This is a genomic window from Vibrio sp. MMH1-50 (assembly GCF_022347645.1).
Lineage (GTDB): Bacteria > Pseudomonadota > Gammaproteobacteria > Enterobacterales > Vibrionaceae > Vibrio > Vibrio harveyi.
This window is the reverse complement of the sequence record NZ_JAKRGG010000001.1, coordinates 39,490-60,857: the sequence shown is the minus strand read 5'-3', so window position 1 is coordinate 60,857 and position 21,368 is coordinate 39,490. Positions and strand designations below refer to the sequence as shown.

General features: G+C 47.6%; 20 protein-coding genes. 8 read left to right on the top strand and 12 right to left on the bottom strand.

The features are described from left to right. Window positions 1–84: 84 nt before the first annotated feature. Both MHO32_RS00255 and MHO32_RS00250 read left to right on the top strand, forming a co-directional pair. Window positions 85–2,046 (top strand): S9 family peptidase, encoded by a 1,962-nt coding sequence (locus MHO32_RS00255; protein WP_239210483.1) that lies wholly within the window; start codon window positions 85–87, stop codon window positions 2,044–2,046. 252 nt (window positions 2,047–2,298) lie between these two features. Then, a complete protein-coding gene (locus MHO32_RS00250; protein ID WP_050922472.1) occupies window positions 2,299–3,690 on the top strand; it encodes a uracil-xanthine permease family protein in 1,392 nt (463 codons plus the stop codon). 78 nt (window positions 3,691–3,768) lie between these two features. Here MHO32_RS00250 and envZ read toward each other — a convergent pair whose 3' ends face one another. Together envZ and ompR are read right to left on the bottom strand one after the other, a co-directional pair. After that, window positions 3,769–5,061 (bottom strand): two-component system sensor histidine kinase EnvZ, encoded by a 1,293-nt coding sequence (gene envZ, locus MHO32_RS00245; RefSeq protein ID WP_239210482.1) that lies wholly within the window; start codon window positions 5,059–5,061, stop codon window positions 3,769–3,771. Window positions 5,062–5,186: 125 nt separating this feature from the next. Continuing rightward, complete coding sequence (gene ompR / locus MHO32_RS00240; protein WP_005430151.1) at window positions 5,187–5,906, bottom strand: osmolarity response regulator transcription factor OmpR; 720 nt, start codon at window positions 5,904–5,906, stop codon at window positions 5,187–5,189. A 479-nt stretch (window positions 5,907–6,385) separates the two neighbouring features. On the opposite strand from ompR, the gene greB reads away from it, so the two are divergent. Next, complete coding sequence (greB, locus tag MHO32_RS00235; protein WP_005448472.1) at window positions 6,386–6,871, top strand: transcription elongation factor GreB; 486 nt, start codon at window positions 6,386–6,388, stop codon at window positions 6,869–6,871. Window positions 6,872–6,943: 72 nt separating this feature from the next. On the opposite strand, the gene MHO32_RS00230 is transcribed toward greB, so the two are convergent. Continuing rightward, window positions 6,944–8,827 carry a putative ATP-dependent zinc protease gene (locus tag MHO32_RS00230; protein ID WP_239210481.1) on the bottom strand — a complete coding sequence of 628 codons (1,884 nt, stop codon included), beginning with the start codon at window positions 8,825–8,827 and terminating at the stop codon, window positions 6,944–6,946. A 209-nt stretch (window positions 8,828–9,036) separates the two neighbouring features. Between MHO32_RS00230 and MHO32_RS00225 the strand changes: the two genes are divergently transcribed. Beyond that, window positions 9,037–11,358: a Tex family protein gene (locus MHO32_RS00225; protein WP_239210480.1), complete on the top strand. Its 2,322-nt coding sequence runs from the start codon at window positions 9,037–9,039 to the stop codon at window positions 11,356–11,358. Window positions 11,359–11,461: 103 nt separating this feature from the next. Here MHO32_RS00225 and MHO32_RS00220 read toward each other — a convergent pair whose 3' ends face one another. Both MHO32_RS00220 and bioH read right to left on the bottom strand, forming a co-directional pair. Beyond that, entirely contained in the window at window positions 11,462–11,926 is a 465-nt protein-coding gene (locus MHO32_RS00220) for a hypothetical protein (protein WP_009698973.1), read from the bottom strand. A gap of 136 nt (window positions 11,927–12,062) precedes the next feature. Next, window positions 12,063–12,827 carry a pimeloyl-ACP methyl ester esterase BioH gene (gene bioH, locus MHO32_RS00215; RefSeq protein WP_005448476.1) on the bottom strand — a complete coding sequence of 255 codons (765 nt, stop codon included), beginning with the start codon at window positions 12,825–12,827 and terminating at the stop codon, window positions 12,063–12,065. Window positions 12,828–12,911: 84 nt separating this feature from the next. Between bioH and MHO32_RS00210 the strand changes: the two genes are divergently transcribed. From MHO32_RS00210 to cysQ, 4 genes are all read left to right on the top strand, one after another. Then, complete coding sequence (locus MHO32_RS00210; RefSeq protein WP_239210479.1) at window positions 12,912–13,637, top strand: ComF family protein; 726 nt, start codon at window positions 12,912–12,914, stop codon at window positions 13,635–13,637. 97 nt (window positions 13,638–13,734) lie between these two features. After that, window positions 13,735–14,319, top strand: coding sequence for a Fe-S biogenesis protein NfuA (gene nfuA, locus MHO32_RS00205; protein WP_239210478.1), 585 nt, complete (start codon window positions 13,735–13,737; stop codon window positions 14,317–14,319). 175 nt (window positions 14,320–14,494) lie between these two features. Then, window positions 14,495–15,061, top strand: coding sequence for an ADP compounds hydrolase NudE (nudE, locus tag MHO32_RS00200; protein WP_009698975.1), 567 nt, complete (start codon window positions 14,495–14,497; stop codon window positions 15,059–15,061). Window positions 15,062–15,108: 47 nt separating this feature from the next. Continuing rightward, window positions 15,109–15,936, top strand: a complete 828-nt coding sequence (gene cysQ, locus MHO32_RS00195) for a 3'(2'),5'-bisphosphate nucleotidase CysQ (protein ID WP_005448488.1) — start codon at window positions 15,109–15,111, stop codon at window positions 15,934–15,936. A 289-nt stretch (window positions 15,937–16,225) separates the two neighbouring features. Here the strand turns inward: cysQ and MHO32_RS00190 are convergent, their stop codons facing one another. The 7 genes from MHO32_RS00190 to MHO32_RS00160 are packed head-to-tail and all read right to left on the bottom strand — an operon-like array spanning window position 16,226 to window position 21,349. After that, the gene (locus MHO32_RS00190; RefSeq protein WP_239210477.1) at window positions 16,226–16,987 is read right to left on the bottom strand and encodes a type II secretion system protein N; all 762 of its coding nucleotides are present in this window, start codon (window positions 16,985–16,987) and stop codon (window positions 16,226–16,228) included. Between the two features lies 1 nt (window position 16,988). After that, window positions 16,989–17,480, bottom strand: a complete 492-nt coding sequence (locus MHO32_RS00185; RefSeq protein WP_005448492.1) for a type II secretion system protein M — start codon at window positions 17,478–17,480, stop codon at window positions 16,989–16,991. Between the two features lie 7 nt (window positions 17,481–17,487). Next, window positions 17,488–18,690, bottom strand: a complete 1,203-nt coding sequence (gspL, locus tag MHO32_RS00180) for a type II secretion system protein GspL (RefSeq protein ID WP_239210476.1) — start codon at window positions 18,688–18,690, stop codon at window positions 17,488–17,490. Then, on the bottom strand, window positions 18,659–19,669 hold the full coding sequence (gene gspK, locus MHO32_RS00175) for a type II secretion system minor pseudopilin GspK (protein WP_005448494.1): 1,011 nt from the start codon (window positions 19,667–19,669) through the stop codon (window positions 18,659–18,661). Before gspK ends, gspL begins: the two co-directional genes overlap by 32 nt. Beyond that, on the bottom strand, window positions 19,662–20,381 hold the full coding sequence (gene gspJ, locus MHO32_RS00170) for a type II secretion system minor pseudopilin GspJ (RefSeq protein ID WP_009702504.1): 720 nt from the start codon (window positions 20,379–20,381) through the stop codon (window positions 19,662–19,664). Before gspJ ends, gspK begins: the two co-directional genes overlap by 8 nt. Continuing rightward, the gene (gspI, locus tag MHO32_RS00165) at window positions 20,368–20,763 is read right to left on the bottom strand and encodes a type II secretion system minor pseudopilin GspI (protein WP_020480854.1); all 396 of its coding nucleotides are present in this window, start codon (window positions 20,761–20,763) and stop codon (window positions 20,368–20,370) included. The genes gspJ and gspI overlap by 14 nt, the downstream gene beginning before the upstream one ends. Beyond that, window positions 20,744–21,349: a prepilin-type N-terminal cleavage/methylation domain-containing protein gene (locus MHO32_RS00160; protein ID WP_033001300.1), complete on the bottom strand. Its 606-nt coding sequence runs from the start codon at window positions 21,347–21,349 to the stop codon at window positions 20,744–20,746. The genes gspI and MHO32_RS00160 overlap by 20 nt, the downstream gene beginning before the upstream one ends. Window positions 21,350–21,368: the final 19 nt, after the last annotated feature.

Below are 21,368 nucleotides of genomic sequence, written 5' to 3'. Positions count from 1 at the left end.
CAGATGCGTTGTGCTATCGGCTAGGTTAGTTAAGCACTACTGCTAACCTCCACTCTGATAATAAATACGTTTCAAGGAGTAGAAATGAAGAGTACCTGCCTTAGGCTGTTGGCTTCAGCCTGTATTCTAAGTAGTGGTTCAGCATTTGCTGACACCTCAGATATGGCGAAATTGTTCGCTAAAGGATCGAGCTTTTTTAACCCAAAACTCTCCCCTGATGGTAAATACCTTGGGGTCGAATCCAAAGTGGATGGTAAAGATGCGCTGGTTATTCTCGACGCACAAACAATGAAGCCAACCAACATGCTTCGATTCCCAGACAACGAGCAAGTCGCCGATTATTACTGGGTCAACAATGAGCGCGTTGTCGCTTCAAAAGAAACCTTCACGGGCTGGTTTACTCAACCCTCACCCACAGGTGAATTTGTTGCCGCGAATGTCGACGGTTCTAAAACCGCCTACCTGTTCGGTCCTCAACCACCACAAAGCGGCAGCAGCGTTTCTAAACGAGGCAAAGCAACTCGCGCCTTCGGCATCATGTTAGACCCAATGCCAAATGACGAAAAGCACATGCTGATTGCTGCGATTCCATACAACCGCTCATTTGACATGGAAGAGGAAAAAGACGTCTACAAAGTCAATATCTACAACGGTCGCACGACCAAGCAGATGTCCGCCCCTATCAGAAATAGCTATTTCCTAGTTAACCATGATAACCAAGTCGGCTTTGTAACGGGCTCTGGTGATGATCTCAAACTCAAGTCTTTCTATCGCAACGGCAACAAGTGGCGATCCATCGCGACATTAGACAAACTCAATTTAGAAGAACTAACCCCCATTTCCTTCGCCGAAAACAACCATTCGATTTATGCCGCAGCAAGTAAAGACGGCTCACCCCAAGCGATTTACCATGTTGATTTAAAAACAGGAAAATACAAAGAAGTGGTTGCTGGCGAAAAGGTTTCACCACATAACTTTTGGCTTGATCAGCAATCCAAGCAACTGTACGCCATTGAATATGAAAAAGACTATCCAACCTATGCCTTCGTGGACGACAAGCACCCGCTGAGCAAGCAGTTGAAGCAACTACTGGCGACATTTGAAGGTCATCAAGTCCGTATTCTTAGCCAAACAGAAAATGGCGATAAATTCATTGCTCTGGCATTTAATGACCGTAATCCCGGCGATTATTACCTATTCAACACCGATCCTGTCGAAGGTCGATACCTCTTCTCTGCACAGAAATGGCACGACCCGAAAAAAATGGCAGAAGTTCGTCCATTTGCTTTCACGGCAAGAGACGGGCAGGAAATCAATGCCTTGCTAACACTTCCACCGGGTAAAGCGGAAAAGGACCTACCTTTGATTGTGAACCCGCACGGTGGACCTCACGGACCGCGTGACTGGTGGGAATTCAATCCAGAGAACCAGTTCTTAGCTCAAAAGGGCTATGCTGTTCTGCAAATCAACTTCCGTGGTAGTGGTGGCTTTGGAGATAATTTTGAAGAACTTGGATACCGTAAATGGGGTACCAATATTCAATACGACATCATTGATGCCACTCGCCATATCATCAAGCAAGGTATTGCCGATGCCGATCGTATTTGTATTTCTGGCGGTAGTTTTGGCGGCTACAGCGCGCTTCAAAGTGCCATCGTCGAACCGGATCTATTCCAGTGTGCAGTAGGCAGCTTTGGCGTCTATGACCTTGAAATGCTTTACACTGAAGGCGACGTAAAAGACCGCAAGTCAGGCGTTAACTATCTAGAAGAAGTGATCGGTCGTGATAAGAAAGAGCTTCAATCTATGTCACCCGTTCATCATGTCGACAAGCTAAAAGCAGACATTATGTTGGTCCACGGAGCCAAAGATGAACGAGCACCAATTGAACAATTTGACGCCTTAGTGGAAGCGCTCAAAGCGATCAATTATCCGCACAAAACAATGGTGATCGGCGATGAAGGGCACGGATTTTATAATGATGAGCACCAAGCCAAGTACCTTACTCAAATTGGTGAGTTCTTCGATAAACACTTAAAAAACTAACCTCCCAACGTAAAACCTTAAAGGCGATAACCATTCCGTTATCGCCTTTTCTTTTTAGCCTAAAGCAAACGTTTGCTTTTTGAATAAATCCCTCTATAATCGCGCTCAAAATTTATGGTGTGCACCTTGTCACATCAAACCAACCTGAGTTGACACTGATTAACAGCAATCACAGGTCATAACGTCAACTCCACCCAGCACTCCCATTCAGCGAGCTCTGGGGCAAGAATTATTGCGACTAGCGAGACAAACATGACAACTTCAAACCGAACTTCGGAACTGGTCTATCAGTTAAACGATCGTCCACCACTACCGCAGACCATTTTTGCTGCACTTCAGCACTTATTGGCGATGTTCGTAGCCGTTATCACCCCTTCTCTGATCATTTGTCAGTCTTTGGGTGTGCCTGCTGACCAAACTAACACCATCATCAGCATGTCGCTGTTTGCATCTGGCGTGTCTTCCTTTATTCAAATTCGTACCTTTGGTCCTATCGGCTCTGGCTTGCTTTCAGTGCAAGGCACCAGCTTCAACTTCCTTGGTCCAATCATTGGTGCGGGTCTTTCTCTTAAAGCCGGCGGCGCGGACATTAGCACCATGATGGCAGCGATTTTCGGTACTATCTTGGTAGCGTCTTTTGCTGAAATCCTGCTATCTCGCGTCCTAGAACACGCACGCCGCATCATCACGCCATTGGTGTCTGGCATTGTCGTGACGCTTATCGGTCTGACGCTTATCCAAGTGGGCTTAGTCTCAATGGGCGGTGGCTACGCGGCGATGGGCGATGGCTCTTTCGGTAGCCTAGACAAGTTAGCACTCGCTGGCACAGTACTTGGCTTGATCGTAATTCTTAACCGTTCAAAGAACCCATACCTACGTGTTGCATCAATTGTAATTGCAATGCTGGTTGGCTACGTCATGGCGTACTTCATGGGCATGGTCGACACCTCAACACTGGGCGAAACTGACCTCATCGCACTGCCGATCCCAATGCAATACGGCTTGAGCTTCGACTGGTCGCTGTTTATTCCACTGGTTCTGATTTTCTTCATTACGGCACTAGAAGCAATTGGTGACATTACCGCAACGTCTGAAGTTTCCGGCGAGCCTGTAAAAGGTCCGGTTTACATGAAGCGCATCAAAGGTGGCGTATTGGCAGATGGTCTAAACTCAGCCATTGCTGCGGTATTCAACAGCTTCCCGAACTCTACCTTCAGCCAAAACAACGGCATCATCATGCTCACTGGTGTAGCAAGTCGTTATGTGGGTTACTTCATCTCAGGCATGCTAGTAATTTTGGGGCTGTTCCCGGGCGTGGCAAGCTTTGTTCAACTGATTCCTGAGCCAGTTCTGGGCGGCGCGACTATCGTGATGTTCGGTACCATTGCTGCAGCGGGCGTACGCATCATCTCTCGTGTCGACCTTGATCGCCGCGCAATCCTAATCATGGCACTGTCATTCTCGATGGGTTTGGGCATTGCACAAAAACCTGAAATTCTGCAATTCATGCCTGAGTTTATTAAGAGCATTTTCTCAACAGGTGTGGCAGCAGGCGGCATCACCGCTATCGTATTGAACCTACTGCTTCCTGAGAAATTGGAAGAGGAAGATGAGCTGGTAGCTCAAGAGATAAAAGAATCCTAACCTTGCCTAGGATGATCGGGGAGCCCAACCTAGCCATAGGTTGGGCTTTTTTATTGGAATCAGTTGAGCGAAGAAAGCTTACTTGGTTGGGAAGCTGATTTGCGCGCTTAACCCGCCTTCACTGCGGTTACGCACCACAACCGAGCCAGAGTGTTGACTGACGATGCGCTTAACAATGGCTAAGCCCAAGCCTGTCCCTTCACTGCCACGAGCAGTATCACCACGAGTAAAAGGTTCAAACAAGCGTGCGATTTGTGATTGCTCAATGCCTGGACCATTGTCTTCAACGCAAACCCACACCAACTGTTTGTCGGCGGTGACGCCCGTACTGATTTTCACCCAGCCATTACCATAACGCAGAGCATTAACCACAAGGTTACTCACCGCGCGTTTAATCGCGATTGAACTGCCTTTCGCGGTTGGCATCGTAGGGTTGAGGTCAGTTTCGATTTCGACTTCATAACCCCCTTCCGACGTTGCTACATCGCTGGTAATGGTATTGATGTCCACCTGCTCAAACGACTCTTTATTTACTGGCTTGAGGTAGTCCATAAACTGACTGATGATCTCGTTACACTCTTCGGTATCACTGATGATGCCTTCAGCTAAGTAACTGTCTTCAGGTGACATCATTTCTGTCGCCAGGCGAATACGCGTCAGCGGCGTGCGTAAGTCGTGGCTGATGCCTGCCATCAGTAGCGCACGATCTTCTTCCAGTTCTTGAATGCCTTTCGACATCTGGTTGAATGCGCGAGTTACAGAGCGGATTTCTGAAGCACCTTTCTCTGGCAATGGCGGCGGAATTTCACCTCGACCTACTCCTTTTGCGGCTTTTTCTAGCGCAATCAAAGGTCGGTTTTGCAAACGGATAAACAACCAGCCACCAGCAATGATCAGAAGCGCCATGATCAAGCTGTTACGGAACAGCGGAGCAAAATCTTCTTCTTGCAGTTCAGAGAGCGGAATACGGATGATGGAGTTCGGCAACTGATCGATACGCATCCACAGAATGTAGCTTTCACTGCCAAGCAGCAAACGCACTTCCGTTGGTGAGCCGAGCTCTTGCGTCATCTCTTCCGACATCAAATCAATCGACATCGCATGATTGAACTCATTCATCATCTCGCTATCGACGCTATGTACCGTCACGCCCAAGTTTTCCAGCAGTTGATGACGGAGTGGCGCATCGGACTTGAGTAAACCATCTTCATCGAGCACTAGATTCAATTCGTGAGCGAGAATTTTGTTGAACTGCTGCAAACTTGGCATCAACGCGTAGTTAAAAACGGCGTAGTAAGAAAAGACTTGGCTAGCGAGAAGCAAAGAGATGAACAGCAGAATGGATTGTGTAAATGAACTTCGGATTCGCATGGAGAGTTCCTAATGGACTGTTCCTAGTGAACAACATTAATTGCGAGTTTCCAGCCCTCAAACAGGAAGGGGGTTTGAGGGTGGAATATGAGCAGCCGAGTATTATCGGCAGACCTTAGAGGTAATTACGCTTCTTTGCCGTCTGGGACGAACACGTAACCTAAGCCCCATACCGTTTGGATGTAGCGCGGCTTGCTTGGATCATCCTCTAGCATTCGGCGTAGACGCGAGATTTGAACGTCGATAGAACGCTCCATCGCTGAGTATTCACGACCACGAGCCATATTCATCAGCTTATCGCGCGACATCGGCTCCCGAGCGTTGGTCACAAGCGCTTTCAGCACCGCGAATTCACCCGACGTCAGTGGCATCGCTTCATCACCACGGAACATTTCACGCGTACCGAGGTTCAGACGGAAGTCACCGAACTCAACCACTTTCTCTTCCGTGCTTGGCGCACCTGGCAGTTCAACCGTTTGGCGGCGAAGTACTGCTTTAATACGAGCTAGCAGTTCACGCGGGTTGAACGGCTTTGGTAAGTAATCGTCTGCACCTACTTCAAGACCAACGATACGATCAACTTCATCGCCTTTCGCCGTCAGCATAAGGATAGGCAGCATGTTGTTGGCGTGACGTAGACGACGACAAATCGATAAGCCATCTTCGCCCGGCAACATTAAATCCAGCACCATAAGGTGGAAGTTTTCACGGGTCAGAAGACGATCCATCTGCTCGCCGTTAGCGACACTTCTCACCTGAAAACCTTGCTCAGAAAGGTAACGCTCCAAAAGAGCACGCAAACGAGCATCGTCATCAACCACTAATATTTTATGATTTTCCTGCATTGAAACATCCTTTCAGAGGCATCTATAGTCAAAAATGTATCACTGTTTTTTCAAACGTGCTTGTGCAAATTGTTACTCTTTTTATCTTAGCCACGGTTTTGATGATTTATTTCGACGTTTCGCATTATTTTTCTTCTCACCACAACAATTTACAGTCAGACAAAATCAAGGCTGCTATACCCAAGTGACATCAAGATACAGGATTCAGAGCGCTGTCATTGATTCGAGGTCAAGGAAAACAACGCAGTGTAATAGCCAGCTCTTCCCAAGTTGTTTGACGCAGAAGTCGGGTCAATGACACGCTCCCGAAGGGCGAGTTGTCTTGGCTTGTATACTTTGTTGCCGATTCTTGGTTTAGGCCCACTAGACCTTTAAATCGCCGCCGCGTCTACAAACCAAGTCATTCTCGCTGAACCTAGCATCTTGAGGTTACTTGGGTATATGATCAACAGAATCCAATAACGGCTGATTTACTTCTAATGAAAACCAATTTAATTACCCGTGAAGGCTACAATCGCCTAAAAACCGAACTCGACTTTTTATGGCGAGAAGAACGCCCAGAAGTCACCAAAAAAGTTACTTGGGCAGCAAGTTTGGGCGACCGAAGCGAAAACGCAGATTATCAGTACAACAAAAAACGCCTGCGTGAAATTGACCGTCGTGTCAGATACTTACGTAAGCGCCTAGAGCAAGTCAAAGTGGTGGATTACTCACCTCAGCAAGAAGGCAAAGTGTTCTTTGGTGCTTGGGTGGAAATTGAGAATGAAGCGGGCGATGTGAAGAATTTCCGCATCGTTGGTCCCGATGAAATCTATGGTGATGCGAAAGGCTATATCTCGATTGATTCCCCAATGGCTCGTGCACTACTAAAAAAAGAAGTCGATGACGAATTCGCAGTAAGAACGCCGGAAGGCTACAAAGAATGGTTTATCAACAGCATTCGCTACCAAGCCGAAGAACATTGATTCTGCGACCGGATAAAAGAAAGCCGCACTTTTTAGTGCGGCTTTTGCGTTTTAAGGTACCAATCTTGAGGATTACTCTTCGTAGTCTGGCTTCTCGGTCACAATGTAGTTGGTATCGCTGGCAACGATCGCACCGTGCTTCAAGAAGTTCTTACCTAGAATCATGCTGTAATGGAAGCGGCTACGATCTTGCAAGTTAACGCGAATCTTCTTCTCTAGTTCGCCCAGCTTAACGTGCATTTCCACCACAGGGCGTACGTTGGCTTTCTCACCTTTCTTGGCTTTGATGCGCATCACGTCGACAACGGGCTTGGTAAATTCTTTCTTCATGCCGCTGTCGTTCTCGTAGGTGAAGCTCACCATGTCTTTACCATCTTTCTCGAACTGCTTGATGTTATGAGCATTAATTGAGCTCACATCCGCGCCCGTATCCAATTTCACAGGGAAAGACATGCCTTCCACTTCCGCCACCTCAATGTGGCCCGCTCTAAACAACGGGCGCGCATCTAGTAAGTGGTCTGCACGTGTATTTAGCAATACGCCGCCTTTCGCCATGTTATGCCCAAAGACAAAGAACGGCTGTGCTTGATCGTCTTTCTCCAGTACATCGATGGCAAATTCGATACTCTTCTCTTCATCACCAAACAGGAAGTCACCTTCGACGACTGGGCGAACCGAATCCCCCACTTTGAGCTTCTTCAATACGCGTTTAGTGATTTTCTCTTCCTTGCCGTTCGCGCTTGGCAGGTAGAAGGTCACCACTTCTTTCTTGTCTTTTTCCGTCAATTCAAAGCCATCGACACGCAACAGCGGCGTTTTCACCGCGAAAGTTGGATACGCAGGCAGTACATGACCATCAATGTTGACTGACTCTTCTGGTGAGATAACCAATGGCTTAGATTTCAGAGCATTCTTAAATGACTTTTCAACACCACCGAGCAAGTTCTCTTTGTCGGTATCGATCACGAAGTGCTGGCTTGCCACGTCTTTGCCCAGACGGATTTGTGAGCTGAAGCCGCTGCGATCACGCAGGTATACCAGCCATTGTTGCGTCTCGGTTTCGCTCACTTGCACCGGAAGGTAAACCAAAGGGCGCTCACTCTTGCTGGTTTTCAACATACGCACGAGTGGCAATGTCATTGGGTGACGCTTACCGTTTTCGCCTTCAAGGGTGAAAGAAACTTGTTTTTTCTTCTTATTGACTTTGATGTTCAGCGCATGTACGTTGGTGTAACGACTGGTGGTCGAAATGCTTACCTTGTATGGCACCCCTTCCACTTCCACCGTTTCTTTCTTGCCGATCATCTGCGCCTTTTGTTGCTCTTGCAGGTAATCGTAACCAGCAAACACCCACGCGTTGTTATCGAGGTAAGTCTTACCAATCAAGATAGGTGCTGAGAATTGAGTGCGCTTGGTCAGGTTGACCACGGTGTCCACAGTGTGCCCTGCAATGGTCATCGGCATTTTCACTGTCGGACGTAAAATTGGTTTTTCACTGGTACGACTACGGATCGCACTGATGCGTTCAAGATCATCAGTGATCTTAATTTCTTTACCTGTGTACGGATGATGAATAGTGAAGCTCACGGTGACTTGATACGGCTCGAAGCTATCGGCATCCCATTTGGCTTTGGTGCCGCCAAGATCATCAATGATGGCCCACATCAGCTTGTCATCTTTAAGGCTCTTGTATTCAGGATTACTACTGCTAACGTGGATGTTTTCTGCGTGCATTGAGGTGGTATCTGCACCGGTATCAATCTTACCGATAAAAGGCACATCGCTTAGCTCAGGAATTTCGCTGTAGTAAACACTCTCTACTCGCCCCAATACGACTTTATCATCAAGTTGGTAAATCGGATTTTGAGTGGTCGCGGAAAGTGTTTGCGACCAAGCGAGCGGCGTCGCCAATAAGGCACCAGAGAGCGCCAAAGCCAAAGACATTTTCTTCATCATTATTTTCCGTATGAGCTAAGGTACAGGGTTAGTCGATAACCAAATGTATAAGTTCTCAATTTACTTACAGTTTTGACACAAATCTGACTGATGTCCACCAGCGCTCGGTAAATTTTCGCGTGACTAGTTTAAAACATTGCAAATTCCATGAATGACCCCAATGTTCTATACACAACCAATACCTAAACAGAATTAAAGAGAATACACGGATGAGCCAAGCTATCTGTCGCATGATTGCTCAAGAGCTGAATGTTCGCCCTGAGCAAGTCAACGCTGCTGTAACCCTTATCGATGACGGTAACACGGTCCCATTTATTGCACGTTACCGTAAAGAGGTAACAGGCGGACTTGATGATACCCAACTGCGTACTCTAGACAGCCGTCTGTCTTACCTTCGTGAGCTTGACGATCGTCGTCAAACCATCCTGAAGTCGATCCAAGAACAAGGCAAACTTACACCAGAGCTAGAACAAGAGATCACTCAGGCAGACAGCAAAACTCGTCTTGAAGACTTGTACTTACCTTACAAACCAAAGCGTCGCACCAAAGGTCAGATCGCGATTGAAGCGGGTCTTGAGCCACTTGCAGACCAGCTTTGGAATCATCCGCAAACTGAGCCAGAAAGCGAAGCAAGCAAATACCTTGATGCAGACAAAGGCGTGGCAGACACCAAAGCCGCACTGGATGGCGCTCGCGCAATCATCATGGAACGCATCGCGGAAGACGCAAACCTACTGGAGAAAATCCGTGGTCACCTAAACCGCAATGCGGAAATGGGTGCTCGCGTCGTTGAAGGCAAAGAGCAAGAAGGTGAGAAGTTTAAAGATTACTTCAACCACAACGAACCATTAAGCAAAGTACCATCGCACCGCGCACTGGCAATGCTACGTGGTCGTAACGAAGGCTTCCTGACATTGGCAATGAATGCCGATCCAGAACAGGAAGAAGGCGCGCGTCAGTCTTACTGCGAAACGATTATCGCTGACCACTACGGCGTGACACTTAGCAGCGCACCTGCGGATACGTGGCGTAAGCAAGTGATCAGCTGGGCATGGCGCATCAAAGTATCGATGCACATGGAAACCGAGCTAATGGGCGCAATGAAAGAGCGCGCAGAAATCGAAGCGATTGAAGTATTTGCCACTAACCTAAAAGACTTGTTGATGGCAGCACCGGCAGGTCCTCGCGCAACACTTGGTCTCGATCCGGGTCTGCGTACAGGCTCGAAGATCGCTATTGTCGATCCGACTGGTAAGGTGCTTGCAACCGAAACCATCTACCCTCACCCACCACAAAAGCAATACGACAAATCAGCACAAATCGTTGATCAGTTGGTACGCAAGTACAATGTGGATTTAATTGCGATCGGCAACGGCACGGCTTCACGTGAAACCGACAGCTTTGTCGCCGACGTCATCAAACGTGGCAACTTGAAAGTTCAGAAAATCATCGTGAGTGAAGCGGGAGCATCGGTTTACTCAGCGTCTGAGCTTGCAGCAAAAGAATTCCCAAATATGGACGTGTCTCTGCGTGGTGCGGTGTCGATTGCTCGTCGTCTACAAGACCCACTGGCTGAGCTAGTGAAAATCGATCCTAAATCAATTGGCGTGGGTCAGTACCAGCATGATGTTAGCCAATCAATGTTGGCAAAACGCCTAGATGCGATTGTGGAAGACTGTGTAAACGCGGTCGGCGTAGACGTGAATACCGCTTCTGCAGCGCTACTGACGCGCGTAGCGGGCTTGTCGAGCACCATCGCGCAGAACATTGTCGACTTCCGTGATGAAAACGGTCGTTTCGAAGCACGTACGACCTTGAAGAAAGTGCCTCGCTTGGGTCCTAAGGCGTTCGAGCAGTGTGCAGGTTTCCTACGTATTATGGATGGTAAGAACCCTCTTGATGCGTCTGCGGTTCACCCAGAAGCGTACCCAGTGGTAAAAGCGATTTCTGAGAAGAACAACAAAGACATTAAAGCACTGATTGGTGATTCAAGCTTCCTAAAAGGTCTGCATGCGGTCGATTACACCGACGATAACTTCGGTGTGCCAACCATTACAGACATCATCAAAGAGCTGGATAAACCAGGTCGTGACCCGCGTCCAGAATTCAAAACGGCGACGTTTGCAGAAGGCGTAAACTCGGTATCTGACTTGGAGCCAGGCATGATTCTAGAAGGCGTGGTGTCTAACGTAGCCAACTTTGGTGCTTTCGTTGATATCGGCGTTCACCAAGATGGTCTTGTGCATATTTCTTCACTGACAGATCGTTTTGTGTCTGATCCACGAGAAGTGGTGAAAGCAGGCGATATCGTAAAAGTCAAAGTGATGGAAGTGGACGTGCAGCGTAAGCGTATTGGTTTATCGATGCGTATGAACGACGAGCCGGGTCAAGACAACCGCAGCCAACGCTCATCAGCAGCACCGCGTCGTAATGACCAACCGCAACGTCGTCAGCCTCGCCGTGATGACTCGTCATCTAACAGCGCGATGGGCGGTGCTTTTGCAGCAGCGTTTGCTAAAGCGAAAAAGTAATCTCGCCTAGGCTTCACCGCTAGCTCGTTTTCATAGCTAAAAAGAAACGCTCCGGTCAGGTAATCTGCTCGGAGCGTTTTTATTTGAGTAGGATATTGAGTCGTCATAATACTGCTATCACTTCTGACGGTGTATGGGGCGCGACCGAGTGACCATAATGAAACTTAATCACCTTCCTGCGCTTTTCCATCAATCCCTCTTTGACCGCAGCATCCAAAATGCGCTTAGGTAATCGAAAGCGTATCGCGTAGCCCTTACCCTGATCTTCGCTGTAACTCTTGAGCGCTAGCAAACCGAAAAGACGTTCTAGCGTGTCTTTCGGTTCTTCGTGATAACGGGTATCCACCTCGGGTTCCACTTCGTAGTCAGGATGCTCCGATGGGTCCCACGAGGATTGGCGTCGCCGTTTCTCATCACTTTTTACTTTGCGCTCCGCATTGGTTTTCGCCAGTGCGACTGTTGGCGTCACAGGTTCTCGGACTTTATTGTCACGAGCAGCTTGTTCCGTCTGCACATTAACGGATGGGGCGATCAGTGGCACGCTAACGTTAGCCGGTGACACAATCATTGCGAACCCTCCTCAGAGTCGCCCAACTCGTCAATACAGCAAACTCCTCGCACAAGAAGAGTTCGCTAAAACTTATATCGACCAATTTTTAATCAGCTTTAGGAGTTTTATTCGTTTAGATGTGCAGGCCTAACCGTTAAGCGGCAAATTCTCTCACTTGGAGACAAAACGCTTCATGTTCGGTCATGAACGGCGCATGAGAGGATTGATTGAAAACAAACTGCTGAGTGCTTGGCAACTGCTCGCTTAAGTCACTTGCCACTTTGATTGGCACTAAGCCATCAAGTCGACCATAAAGGCGCAGCATCGGCATAGAAAGGGAAGTCAGCGCATCGCGCAGATCCACATCGGCAAGAATGTTCAAACCCACCAACAACGAATCAGGGTTCGGCTGCGGACGCGATAGCACCGCTTGTTTGAGTTGTTTAACGTCTTTGCGTGCTGACGGACTGCCCATCGCTTGCAGCGCCATAAAACGCTCAATAGTGACAGAGAAGTCTTCCAGCAATTGATCGGTGAATGCGGTTAACACGTTAGGTTGAATACCACGCCAAGGACGCTCAGCAGCAAATTTTGGTGAACTTGCTACCGTGATTAACTTGCTCACACGTTGCGGAGCATTAAGTGCAATGTGGGTTGCCACCAAGCCACCTAATGACCAGCCAAGCCAAACTGCTTTCTCTGGTGCGTCTTGCAAAACAAGGTCAGCGATTTTTGCTAAATCTTCAGCGTGAGATTCTGCGCTGTGTCCGTATCCCGGAAGATCGACCACATGCACTCGGAAATAAGGTTGAAGAGACTCGACGGTCTGCTGCCATACCGCACCATTCATACCCCAACCATGAAGCAACACCAAATCTGGTCCTTGACCAAATGACTGCCAGTGTAAATTCGTGCTCATGCTCTCGTTCTCTCCCACTTATCTTATTCCTTACAACGCAATCCAAGCTTTAGTCTGATGGCTCGCTCACCTTGGATGGATTGTATGTTATCTCATCAATGGCAAAACATCATGCATCGCGTACTCAGTAGCCAATGCGGATTATGCCGATTTCCCATACCTCACCGCCAAACGCCCAACCTAATGCGTTGGTGTGACAGCTGTTTTGACCACCTCACACCAATCAAACGCTGCTCACGTTGTGGTTTAAAAATGACAGAAGAGGAATCACAATCCTCCGCAGAGTGCGGAGAATGCCTGAAAGAGCCACCACCATGGCGGCGTTTGTATACCTTAGGTGACTATGACTTTCCGCTCTCTCAACAAGTACAGCGCTTTAAAGATCACGGCGAGGCATGGCAGGTGAGTGCGCTTACTCAACTATTAGCAGAACGAATTGAGCAGCCTGCACCCGTCATCACCAGCGTACCCATTCACTGGCAGCGCTACATAAAACGAGGCTTCAATCAGAGCCATATCTTAACCAAACACCTCGCCCGCCATTTAGATGTGCGATATGAAAGCAAGGTATTTAAACGTGTCAAAAGCGCTCAGTCGCAGCGAGGAAACAAAAAAGCCAGTCGCGAGCAAAATCTGCAAGGGGCATTTGCCCTACAAGGTGAGGTGGACTTTTCCCACATCGCGATTGTGGATGATGTGGTTACAACAGGTAGTACGGTCCGACAATTATGTCATTTACTACTTGAAGTTGGCGTAGAAAGCATCGATATTTACTGCATCTGCAGAACTCCTGCCCCCGGCTCAATCTAGATCGCTTCGCCATGTCTTAGCATCAAAAAGACTAGACCGAGGCGCCAACAGGAGTAGAATAGCAGCAATAGCCTACAAAATTACTCAGGTATTCGTCGTGTCAAATATTACTATTACAGAAACTGCGCAAACGCATTTCGCCAACCTTTTAGGTCAACAGCCTGAAGGCACAAACATTCGTATTTTCGTCGTGAACCCAGGAACACAAAACGCAGAGTGTGGCGTGTCTTACTGCCCACTAGAAGCCATTGAAGGAACTGACACTGAAATCCCTTACAGCGGTTTTTCAGCTTACGTTGACGAGCTAAGCCTACCGTTTCTAGAAGACGCTGAAATCGACTTTGTGACAGACAAAATGGGTTCTCAGCTAACACTAAAAGCGCCAAACGCAAAAATGCGTAAAGTGGCGGACGACGCTCCACTTGTAGAACGTGTTGAGTACGTAATCCAAACTCAAGTGAACCCACAACTTGCAGGTCACGGTGGTCACGTAAATCTAGTTGAAATCACAGACGATGGCATCGCAATCGTAGCATTCGGCGGCGGTTGTAACGGTTGTTCAATGGTCGATGTAACGCTAAAAGAAGGCATTGAAAAAGAACTTCTAAACCAATTCGTTGGTGAACTGACGGCAGTTCGCGATGCAACAGAGCACGATCGTGGTGATCACTCTTACTACTAAGTCGTTCATGGCTTGTTAGCGATGCATATCAACGAGAAATGGGAGGCGTTTGCCTCCCATTTTTGTTTTCAATTGAGTTAAGCTGAATCATCACGCTAGAAACTCGAGCTTTCTTCTCATATATTAAGAAATCTCATTTCTCTCGCTGAGTAAACGACACTAAGGAGCCAGCGCTATGTCGAAAAGGACCCCACCAGAGATACTCTCTTGTCAGACGGTCGCACAATCTAAGCTGTTTGCAGTGGAAGCCCTCGACCTTCGCTTCTCTAATGGTGAACTGCGTACTTACGAGCGCATGAAACCAAGTGGTCGCGATGCCGTGATGGTAGTGCCTATCACTGAGCAAGGTGACTTACTGCTAGTACGTGAATACGCGGCGGGCACAGAACGCTACGAACTCGGCTTTCCGAAAGGTCTTATCGACCCTGGAGAAACACCGATAGAAGCAGCAGATCGAGAGTTAAAAGAAGAAATTGGTTTTGGTTCTCATGAGCTAACCCCCTTAAAACAAGTGATCCTTGCGCCTTCTTACTTCTCGAGCAAAATGACGCTGTTCTTGGGACAAAACCTATACCCAGAGAAACAAGAAGGTGATGAGCCAGAACCATTAGAAATCGTTCGCTGGCCATTAGCGCAAGCGGAAGAACTATTAACGCACTTAGATTTTTGTGAAGCACGAAGCATCACAGCGTTGATGTTGGCACTGAAACACTTACAAAACACCACTCACAAACAAAATTAATCACAGCCGAAGAGCTGGACCATAATCGTGAGAAAGGACCATTACTTATGCCAATGACAAAAGATTTATCTCACCTGCTTCCGCAAGTCATCGAAATTGCTCGCAGCGCAGGACAATTGATTCTCGATATTTACGAGAAAAAGCAGTACGAAGCATACACTAAAAGTGACGAGACCCCAGTCACCAGCGCAGATATCGCGGCGCACAAGCTGATCACCGAGCGTTTAAGTGAGTTGACGCCAGATATCCCGGTGCTTTCTGAAGAAGCTGCAGATATCAGCTTAGAGCAGCGTGCACAATGGGAACGCTACTGGTTAGTCGACCCACTTGATGGCACACAAGAGTTCATCGCACGCAGCGGCGACTTTGCAACCATTATTGCGCTTATCGACAACAACAAACCCACCATGGGCGTAGTCTACGGTCCGGTTTCTGGTGTTACGTATTATGCATACAACGGTAAGGGCGCGTGGAAGATTCCAGACATGTCTGAAAGTGTAAAAATCCACACTCATAAACATGAGCAACCTGGACAAAACATTGCTATCGCGATCAGCCGTCGTCAAGACATTAACCGCATCACGAGCCGCATGAGTAGCGCTTGGAATTACGATTTGATTCCACTTGGCTCTGCCGCACTCAAAGCGTGCCTTGTTGCTGAAGGTGCAGTGGACTGTTATTTACGTCTAGGTCCAACTGGCGAGTGGGATACCGCTGCTACACAATGCATTGTAGAAGAAGCGGGCGGACGAATTCTCAGTACGCAACTTGAACCGCTATCTTACAATGAGCGCGAGACGTTGGAGAACCCAAACTTTATCGTACTTGGCGATGCTGATTTGCCTTGGAATGAGATTCTACAACACAAAGATTGATCGCCACTCAACCTGACTATATCAATGAGAAAGAAGGTCACGAATTCACTTCGTGGCCTTTCTTTTTGCCTTTTGTACAGCGTTAGGAGTATTTGGCCCACTATGATCCAAATGCTTACCAACCTGCACAAAGCCGCATTATTCACATAAAAATCATAAGGTTAAAGATCAAACTAATAACCAACTAAGTTTTCGTACAGCAAATAGAGGGTTTAGCCTACCATGATCCAAAAGCAAAAAGAGCTGCACACTGGCAGCTCTTTGATAATGTTCTGAATGACAGATTTGGCTAGAAACGCCCTTTGTAATCAAACTCGTATTGACCTTGCGAGTTAGGGTTACCCAGCCATTTTAGTTGGTCGCTCATACCCGATGGGAACTCCGCTCCTGGTTTAAACCAAGCTTTCGTTGAGTAACGCTGATTTGGCATGAGCTCAGCGGAAAACGCCGCTGATACTTGTTGACTCTTCTGTTCGCCAGACGCTGATAATACGCTGTCTTTACAGTTTAAATCGGCAATGACAGGTCCAAGTTCAAGGCTACCTAGCGGGCTTTGAATACCACTCGCACTCCAAACTAACGTGCCTTCCGCAGTCTTACACCAAGGTGCTGCGTATGTCGCATGGCGGATGTTCAGTTCAAGTTGCCCTTCCACCCCAACAGGAACTGGAAGGCGTGCCTGCTCAACCACTTTTGCCGCAGGAATAGATGCGACTAAGTTTTCAGCATACGGACCACTGGTAAGGCTGTAGCCAACCAAACCTCGTCCACGAACGTCCATATCGCTACCGCGACCAAAACGTACCGCAAACTCGGCTTTACCGGTAAATAACCCCGACAGTTGGAAGTCCCAGTTCAATTCTCCCAGGTTTTGACGCTGCCAACGCACATTGGATGCGCTACCTTGCCAAACCGTGCCTTGCGCACCTTGAATATCTAAACCTCGCACCATAGGCACTTGTTGTAGTAGCCAAGAGATTGGCAAACCAGCAATTAAACTAGTCGAGAAAAAGGCAATAAAAATAACAACGTAAAGAAAAGCTTTTTTCACCTTAACCTCGCTTAAATTGCAGGCGGTTTACGTCGATCATACCTGCTTGCTCAGTACGGTCGATGTCTAGGAATTCCACCTCAATCCCTTGTTGTTCTTTTAGATAACGCAACCAATCCACCATCTGATTGAATGCCAGAGGCTTAATCCACACCTGAACGCTATCATTACGCGGTTGTACACGGATCAGTTCAACTTTGTAGCGGCGCGCAGATGAAGACACCACTTGGTTCAATGGTTGATTGGAAAAGCTAACACCGCCACTTTTACGTAGTGCGGTAATATCATCGGCTTTATCTTGTACCCAAGTTAGCAGTTGTTTCTCACTTTGAATTCGAGACTGAGCTAATTCAGCTCGTTGATTCATTGGCTGTAAAAGGCCCCAGTAAATGATGCCAAGGACAGCAATAATGCTACCGCCCATCACCAGACGTTGCTCACGTTGCGAGATGCTGCTCCACCAAGCTTGAGCTTGTGCGATTAAATTCTTCATCATCACCTCACTGACGCTTCAACACAAAACTGCCCATCACAACGTTGCCGTTGCGGTTCAGTTGACCTTGTTCGACGTTAAACTTCTCCGCCAGTTTCACACGTGCTTGTTCAAATGGCTGGAAGTCAGAGCTGCTCGCTTGAATACGAACTTCGCCACGTTGACCGTCATATTTAAAACTGGTGATTTGCAGATCATTCACCTGTCCCAGAGTCGTTGGCAGTGCCGCGATCCAAGACAGCATCGCCACATCACTCGAACCACCAGATAAACGGCGTTCTTCATCGGTCATTTGACGCTTCAAGTAGCTGACCGTCGGGATACGACGCTTATTCGGGAATATTTGACGGAAAATACGTTCACTTTCTTCGCGATACGCTTGTGCTTGCGCTTCGTATTTATGAACCATCAACAATTGTTGACCAACAAGTACTACCAACAACACACCAGCGGCAATCGCCGTTTTCTGCCACACCTTAACGTACTTGCCCCACGAGGATTTCGGTTTAAAAGCGCCAGTAAGGAGATTGATTTTGCTCTCTGCAACCCCTTTAGCCAGCAGTGCCATGGTCATTTCTTCTGGTTTTGCTACCCAGATATCTGGCACCGTTGATTCTGGTACAGAGCTGTAGCAATCAAGCTCCCAACCTTCATGACTTTGAAGGTAAGCGGATAAATACAGATCAAGCCAGGATGCATCCACCACAGCACCTTGAGTGTCAGAATGACGAATTAACCATTGCTCGCCTAGCATTGCAGCCGAACTGTTTTCATCATTCGCAGGCATTGCCAAAACATCAGGCAACATACGCTTGATCACAAGACCTTGGCTGGAGAAACGCTGCAAAATGGTCTGAATCCAAGCTCGCTCCACTGCACACACTTGTGCTGTTTCTGCTTGCTTGTTTAATACTGTGAAATGCAGGTTGTCCACGTCTTGCGCGACTTCGTCTTCCACCAGATATGGCAGCATGCTGTCAAACTGACGCGATGCGCCTGGTGGGATATCTACTTCTGTTAACACAACATCATTACTGGCTAATAGCGCAACAATTTGGCGCTGATCAGCGTAGGCTACCAGTTCGTCCAGATGCTCCCATCCGGCAATTTCACCACTGGCAATCACTTCTTGCTGTTGTGTCGACCACACCAACCATGGAATGGTACTTTGTTGTTCGCTACTCAGCCGAACGGTCAGAAACTCGCTCACTGATTCCTCCAAAACGACGGCGAACGACAGTCACCGTTTCTCTATTTGTACTTTGCAAAAGGCTTCGAATACGCACTCGGGATTCATCCACCAACACCTGTGCATCCAGTTCAAAGAAGGAACTGTCTACTCCCAAATAACCTTTGGCATTTTTCTTTACATCACCACTTAAGCCAGCTAATTCCGACTCAGCTAAAAATTCATCAACGCTATCCCAACCATCAAAAGGACGCTTTTCTATCAGTTGCACCGCATCGCTGCTACTCAAGCCGGGCGTAAACATCGCAACTAAGATCGGTGCTTGTTCAACGTCAATTGTGTTTACGTTCAAACGCCAATCATCGCTTGGGAGCGCACAAACCATTGGGGCTATCTTCTGATAGATATCGCCACTCACTTGGTAAACCGCGCGTAACTCACTCGCATCCGCCATCCAACCATTTGGTGGCAAGTATTGGGGTTTCATCGCTTCATAGGTGCTGTCTTCCACACCTGTCGTAGAACGCACTGTGCTATCACTATCAACATATTCCCATGTTGAATCGGCAATCACTTCAGCTTGGTAAGGTTCAACGTCCATTTCTTCCATCAAGCGTTGAAAAACTTGCACTAAGTATGGACGAGTTGCTTGCGCGCCGTTAGGTTGGACACTTGCCAATACGTTCAAGTTAAAGCACGCCTGTTTATCGATAATACGACCAGCGGCTTGACCATAGTCGAGCGGATAAACCTGCTCTTTGATCGCCCACGGCTGACTTAAATTAATGGTATCGCTGTCTTTGTAACTTTGCTCAATACCAATTTCGGCTAGAGCCTCTACCCCTAAGCTGTACCAATACGCCTGCTGATAATTAATCTGGTTTGAAGCGCGTTGAAACTGCAAAAACAGTCGCTCTGACATACTTGCGGCAACTGTCGTCATGATGGCAAGTAGCATCAAAACGATAAGGAGCGCGACCCCACGTTGACGACTAGCCATTATTACCTCCAGAGGAGTTGTTACCCCCAGACGAGTTGCTACCGCCAGAGTTATCTTGGCTACTTGACGCAAGTTTTCCATCCGGCGTCAGATAGGTGCGAGTGATCTCACCATAGTCTTTTAGCTTCAAAATAACCGATACCGCTTTAGGTAACTCACTGCTACTTGCCCATTCTTTCTTCCATGACTTTCCATCATAAAAGCGCATATCGAATTCTTCGACCTGAGTGAGTAAAGGCGTCACGATCCCTTCTTGCCCTGTTGGCGTATCTGGGTATCGCCACCACACACGTTGCAGCACTTCATCTTTAATGCGATAGCCCACTTTCGTGACTTCACCACGTGGAAATTGCTGTTGTGGGTTGTGCCAACCTAGACGAGCAAACATCACGCCTTTTGCATCTGAATCAAGCAGATAATCTGACCAAAACAGTAGTTGCTTTGATGGTTCTTCGCCATTGGTACGCATCTGACGCATTGCCATTTGGCGAAAATCGTTATCCATCATCACCATCGCACGTTGCAGCTCATTAAGGCGCTGAGTACGCTCTTGGGACAACACATTGCTGCGCTGCACTTGTGACACGACTTGGTAAGCAGCAACACTCATGCTGGCAAAAATGGCAATCGACACCAGTACTTCAATCAAAGTAAAACCACGTTGATTGCGTTTGCGGTGTTTGTTGATACGTTGAATCTTACTGCGCAACATAACTTCTCACCGTAACCACTGGGCTCGCGTTTTTCTCAGTCGCGACACTGACATCAAATGCTTTCAGCAATGGCTGCGTGGTGGCAACGGGTGTGATTTTCCAATACCAAGTGCGCCCTGCTAGCTCTTCAGTACCGTTCTTTGCTTTAAGCTTTTCCGTTGAGAGCATCACATTCGCCATTTGGTTATCCACAACCATAGCTGCAAACATTTTTTCTTCTAAATAACTGACCGTATTGATGTGTTGGCTCACAGAGCGGATCACACTGATCGCGGCTGTGGCAAAAATCGCAAGTGCGACTAACACCTCAAGTAATGTCATACCTCGAGTATTGCAGTGCGATGTGCCAATACGATTTGGCTTAGAATGTCGTATTGTCATCGTCTTCTGCTTCTTCTCCTGGCGCTAATAACTCTATCTCGCCAGTCTCTTTACCAATGATCCGCCAGCCATCGTTAAATGCATCTCCCTCTTCAGGGAAGAATGACAGGGTGAAAGGCGTAATCTCTGCACTAGAGAAAATGAACACTTGAGGTGGCTTCACTTTCTTTTTCTTTTTGTCCTCTTCCTCGGCAAACATGTCTTCATCAAACAAGGAGCCAGGTTCGAACAGTCGATCGTCTTTATCCCACGCACCACCACCTAAATCCAACTGCAGAGAAATATCCCCCTCAAGCTTGGTTTCACTTGGGATCTGCTTTAATTCCAGTGGTTGCCAGCCATCTTGGGTCAAGCTCAACAAAGTGTAGGTAGATTTAACGTCATCAACACGCAAACCAAAATCTTTGCCACTTAGTACTGCTTCTTCATTAAGCAGTTGTAAGCGCTGAAAAAAACTGTGCGCGTATTGTTTGGAAAGGTCTTTTTGACTGGTAGGCAAAGTTGCGATCACCGCGACAGCGGTAAGGGATAACAAAACCAGCACCAATAGAATTTCTATCAATGTAAAACCGAGGTGTTTTTGCATTTTTTTCATTAGTGCTGGT

Bases quoted from the DNA above. Each gene is read 5' to 3' on its own strand.
- MHO32_RS00255 (WP_239210483.1), top strand. From the start codon at position 85: ATGAAGAGTACCTGCCTTAGGCTGTTGGCTTCAGCCTGTATTCTAAGT.
- MHO32_RS00250 (WP_050922472.1), top strand. From the start codon at position 2,299: ATGACAACTTCAAACCGAACTTCGGAACTGGTCTATCAGTTAAACGAT.
- envZ (WP_239210482.1), bottom strand. From the start codon at position 5,061: ATGCGAATCCGAAGTTCATTTACACAATCCATTCTGCTGTTCATCTCT.
- ompR (WP_005430151.1), bottom strand. From the start codon at position 5,906: ATGCAGGAAAATCATAAAATATTAGTGGTTGATGACGATGCTCGTTTG.
- greB (WP_005448472.1), top strand. From the start codon at position 6,386: ATGAAAACCAATTTAATTACCCGTGAAGGCTACAATCGCCTAAAAACC.
- MHO32_RS00230 (WP_239210481.1), bottom strand. From the start codon at position 8,827: ATGATGAAGAAAATGTCTTTGGCTTTGGCGCTCTCTGGTGCCTTATTG.
- MHO32_RS00225 (WP_239210480.1), top strand. From the start codon at position 9,037: ATGAGCCAAGCTATCTGTCGCATGATTGCTCAAGAGCTGAATGTTCGC.
- MHO32_RS00220 (WP_009698973.1), bottom strand. From the start codon at position 11,926: ATGATTGTGTCACCGGCTAACGTTAGCGTGCCACTGATCGCCCCATCC.
- bioH (WP_005448476.1), bottom strand. From the start codon at position 12,827: ATGAGCACGAATTTACACTGGCAGTCATTTGGTCAAGGACCAGATTTG.
- MHO32_RS00210 (WP_239210479.1), top strand. From the start codon at position 12,912: ATGTTATCTCATCAATGGCAAAACATCATGCATCGCGTACTCAGTAGC.
- nudE (WP_009698975.1), top strand. From the start codon at position 14,495: ATGTCGAAAAGGACCCCACCAGAGATACTCTCTTGTCAGACGGTCGCA.
- cysQ (WP_005448488.1), top strand. From the start codon at position 15,109: ATGCCAATGACAAAAGATTTATCTCACCTGCTTCCGCAAGTCATCGAA.
- MHO32_RS00185 (WP_005448492.1), bottom strand. From the start codon at position 17,480: ATGAAGAATTTAATCGCACAAGCTCAAGCTTGGTGGAGCAGCATCTCG.
- gspK (WP_005448494.1), bottom strand. From the start codon at position 19,669: ATGGCTAGTCGTCAACGTGGGGTCGCGCTCCTTATCGTTTTGATGCTA.
- gspJ (WP_009702504.1), bottom strand. From the start codon at position 20,381: ATGTTGCGCAGTAAGATTCAACGTATCAACAAACACCGCAAACGCAAT.
- gspI (WP_020480854.1), bottom strand. From the start codon at position 20,763: ATGACAATACGACATTCTAAGCCAAATCGTATTGGCACATCGCACTGC.
- MHO32_RS00160 (WP_033001300.1), bottom strand. From the start codon at position 21,349: ATGCAAAAACACCTCGGTTTTACATTGATAGAAATTCTATTGGTGCTG.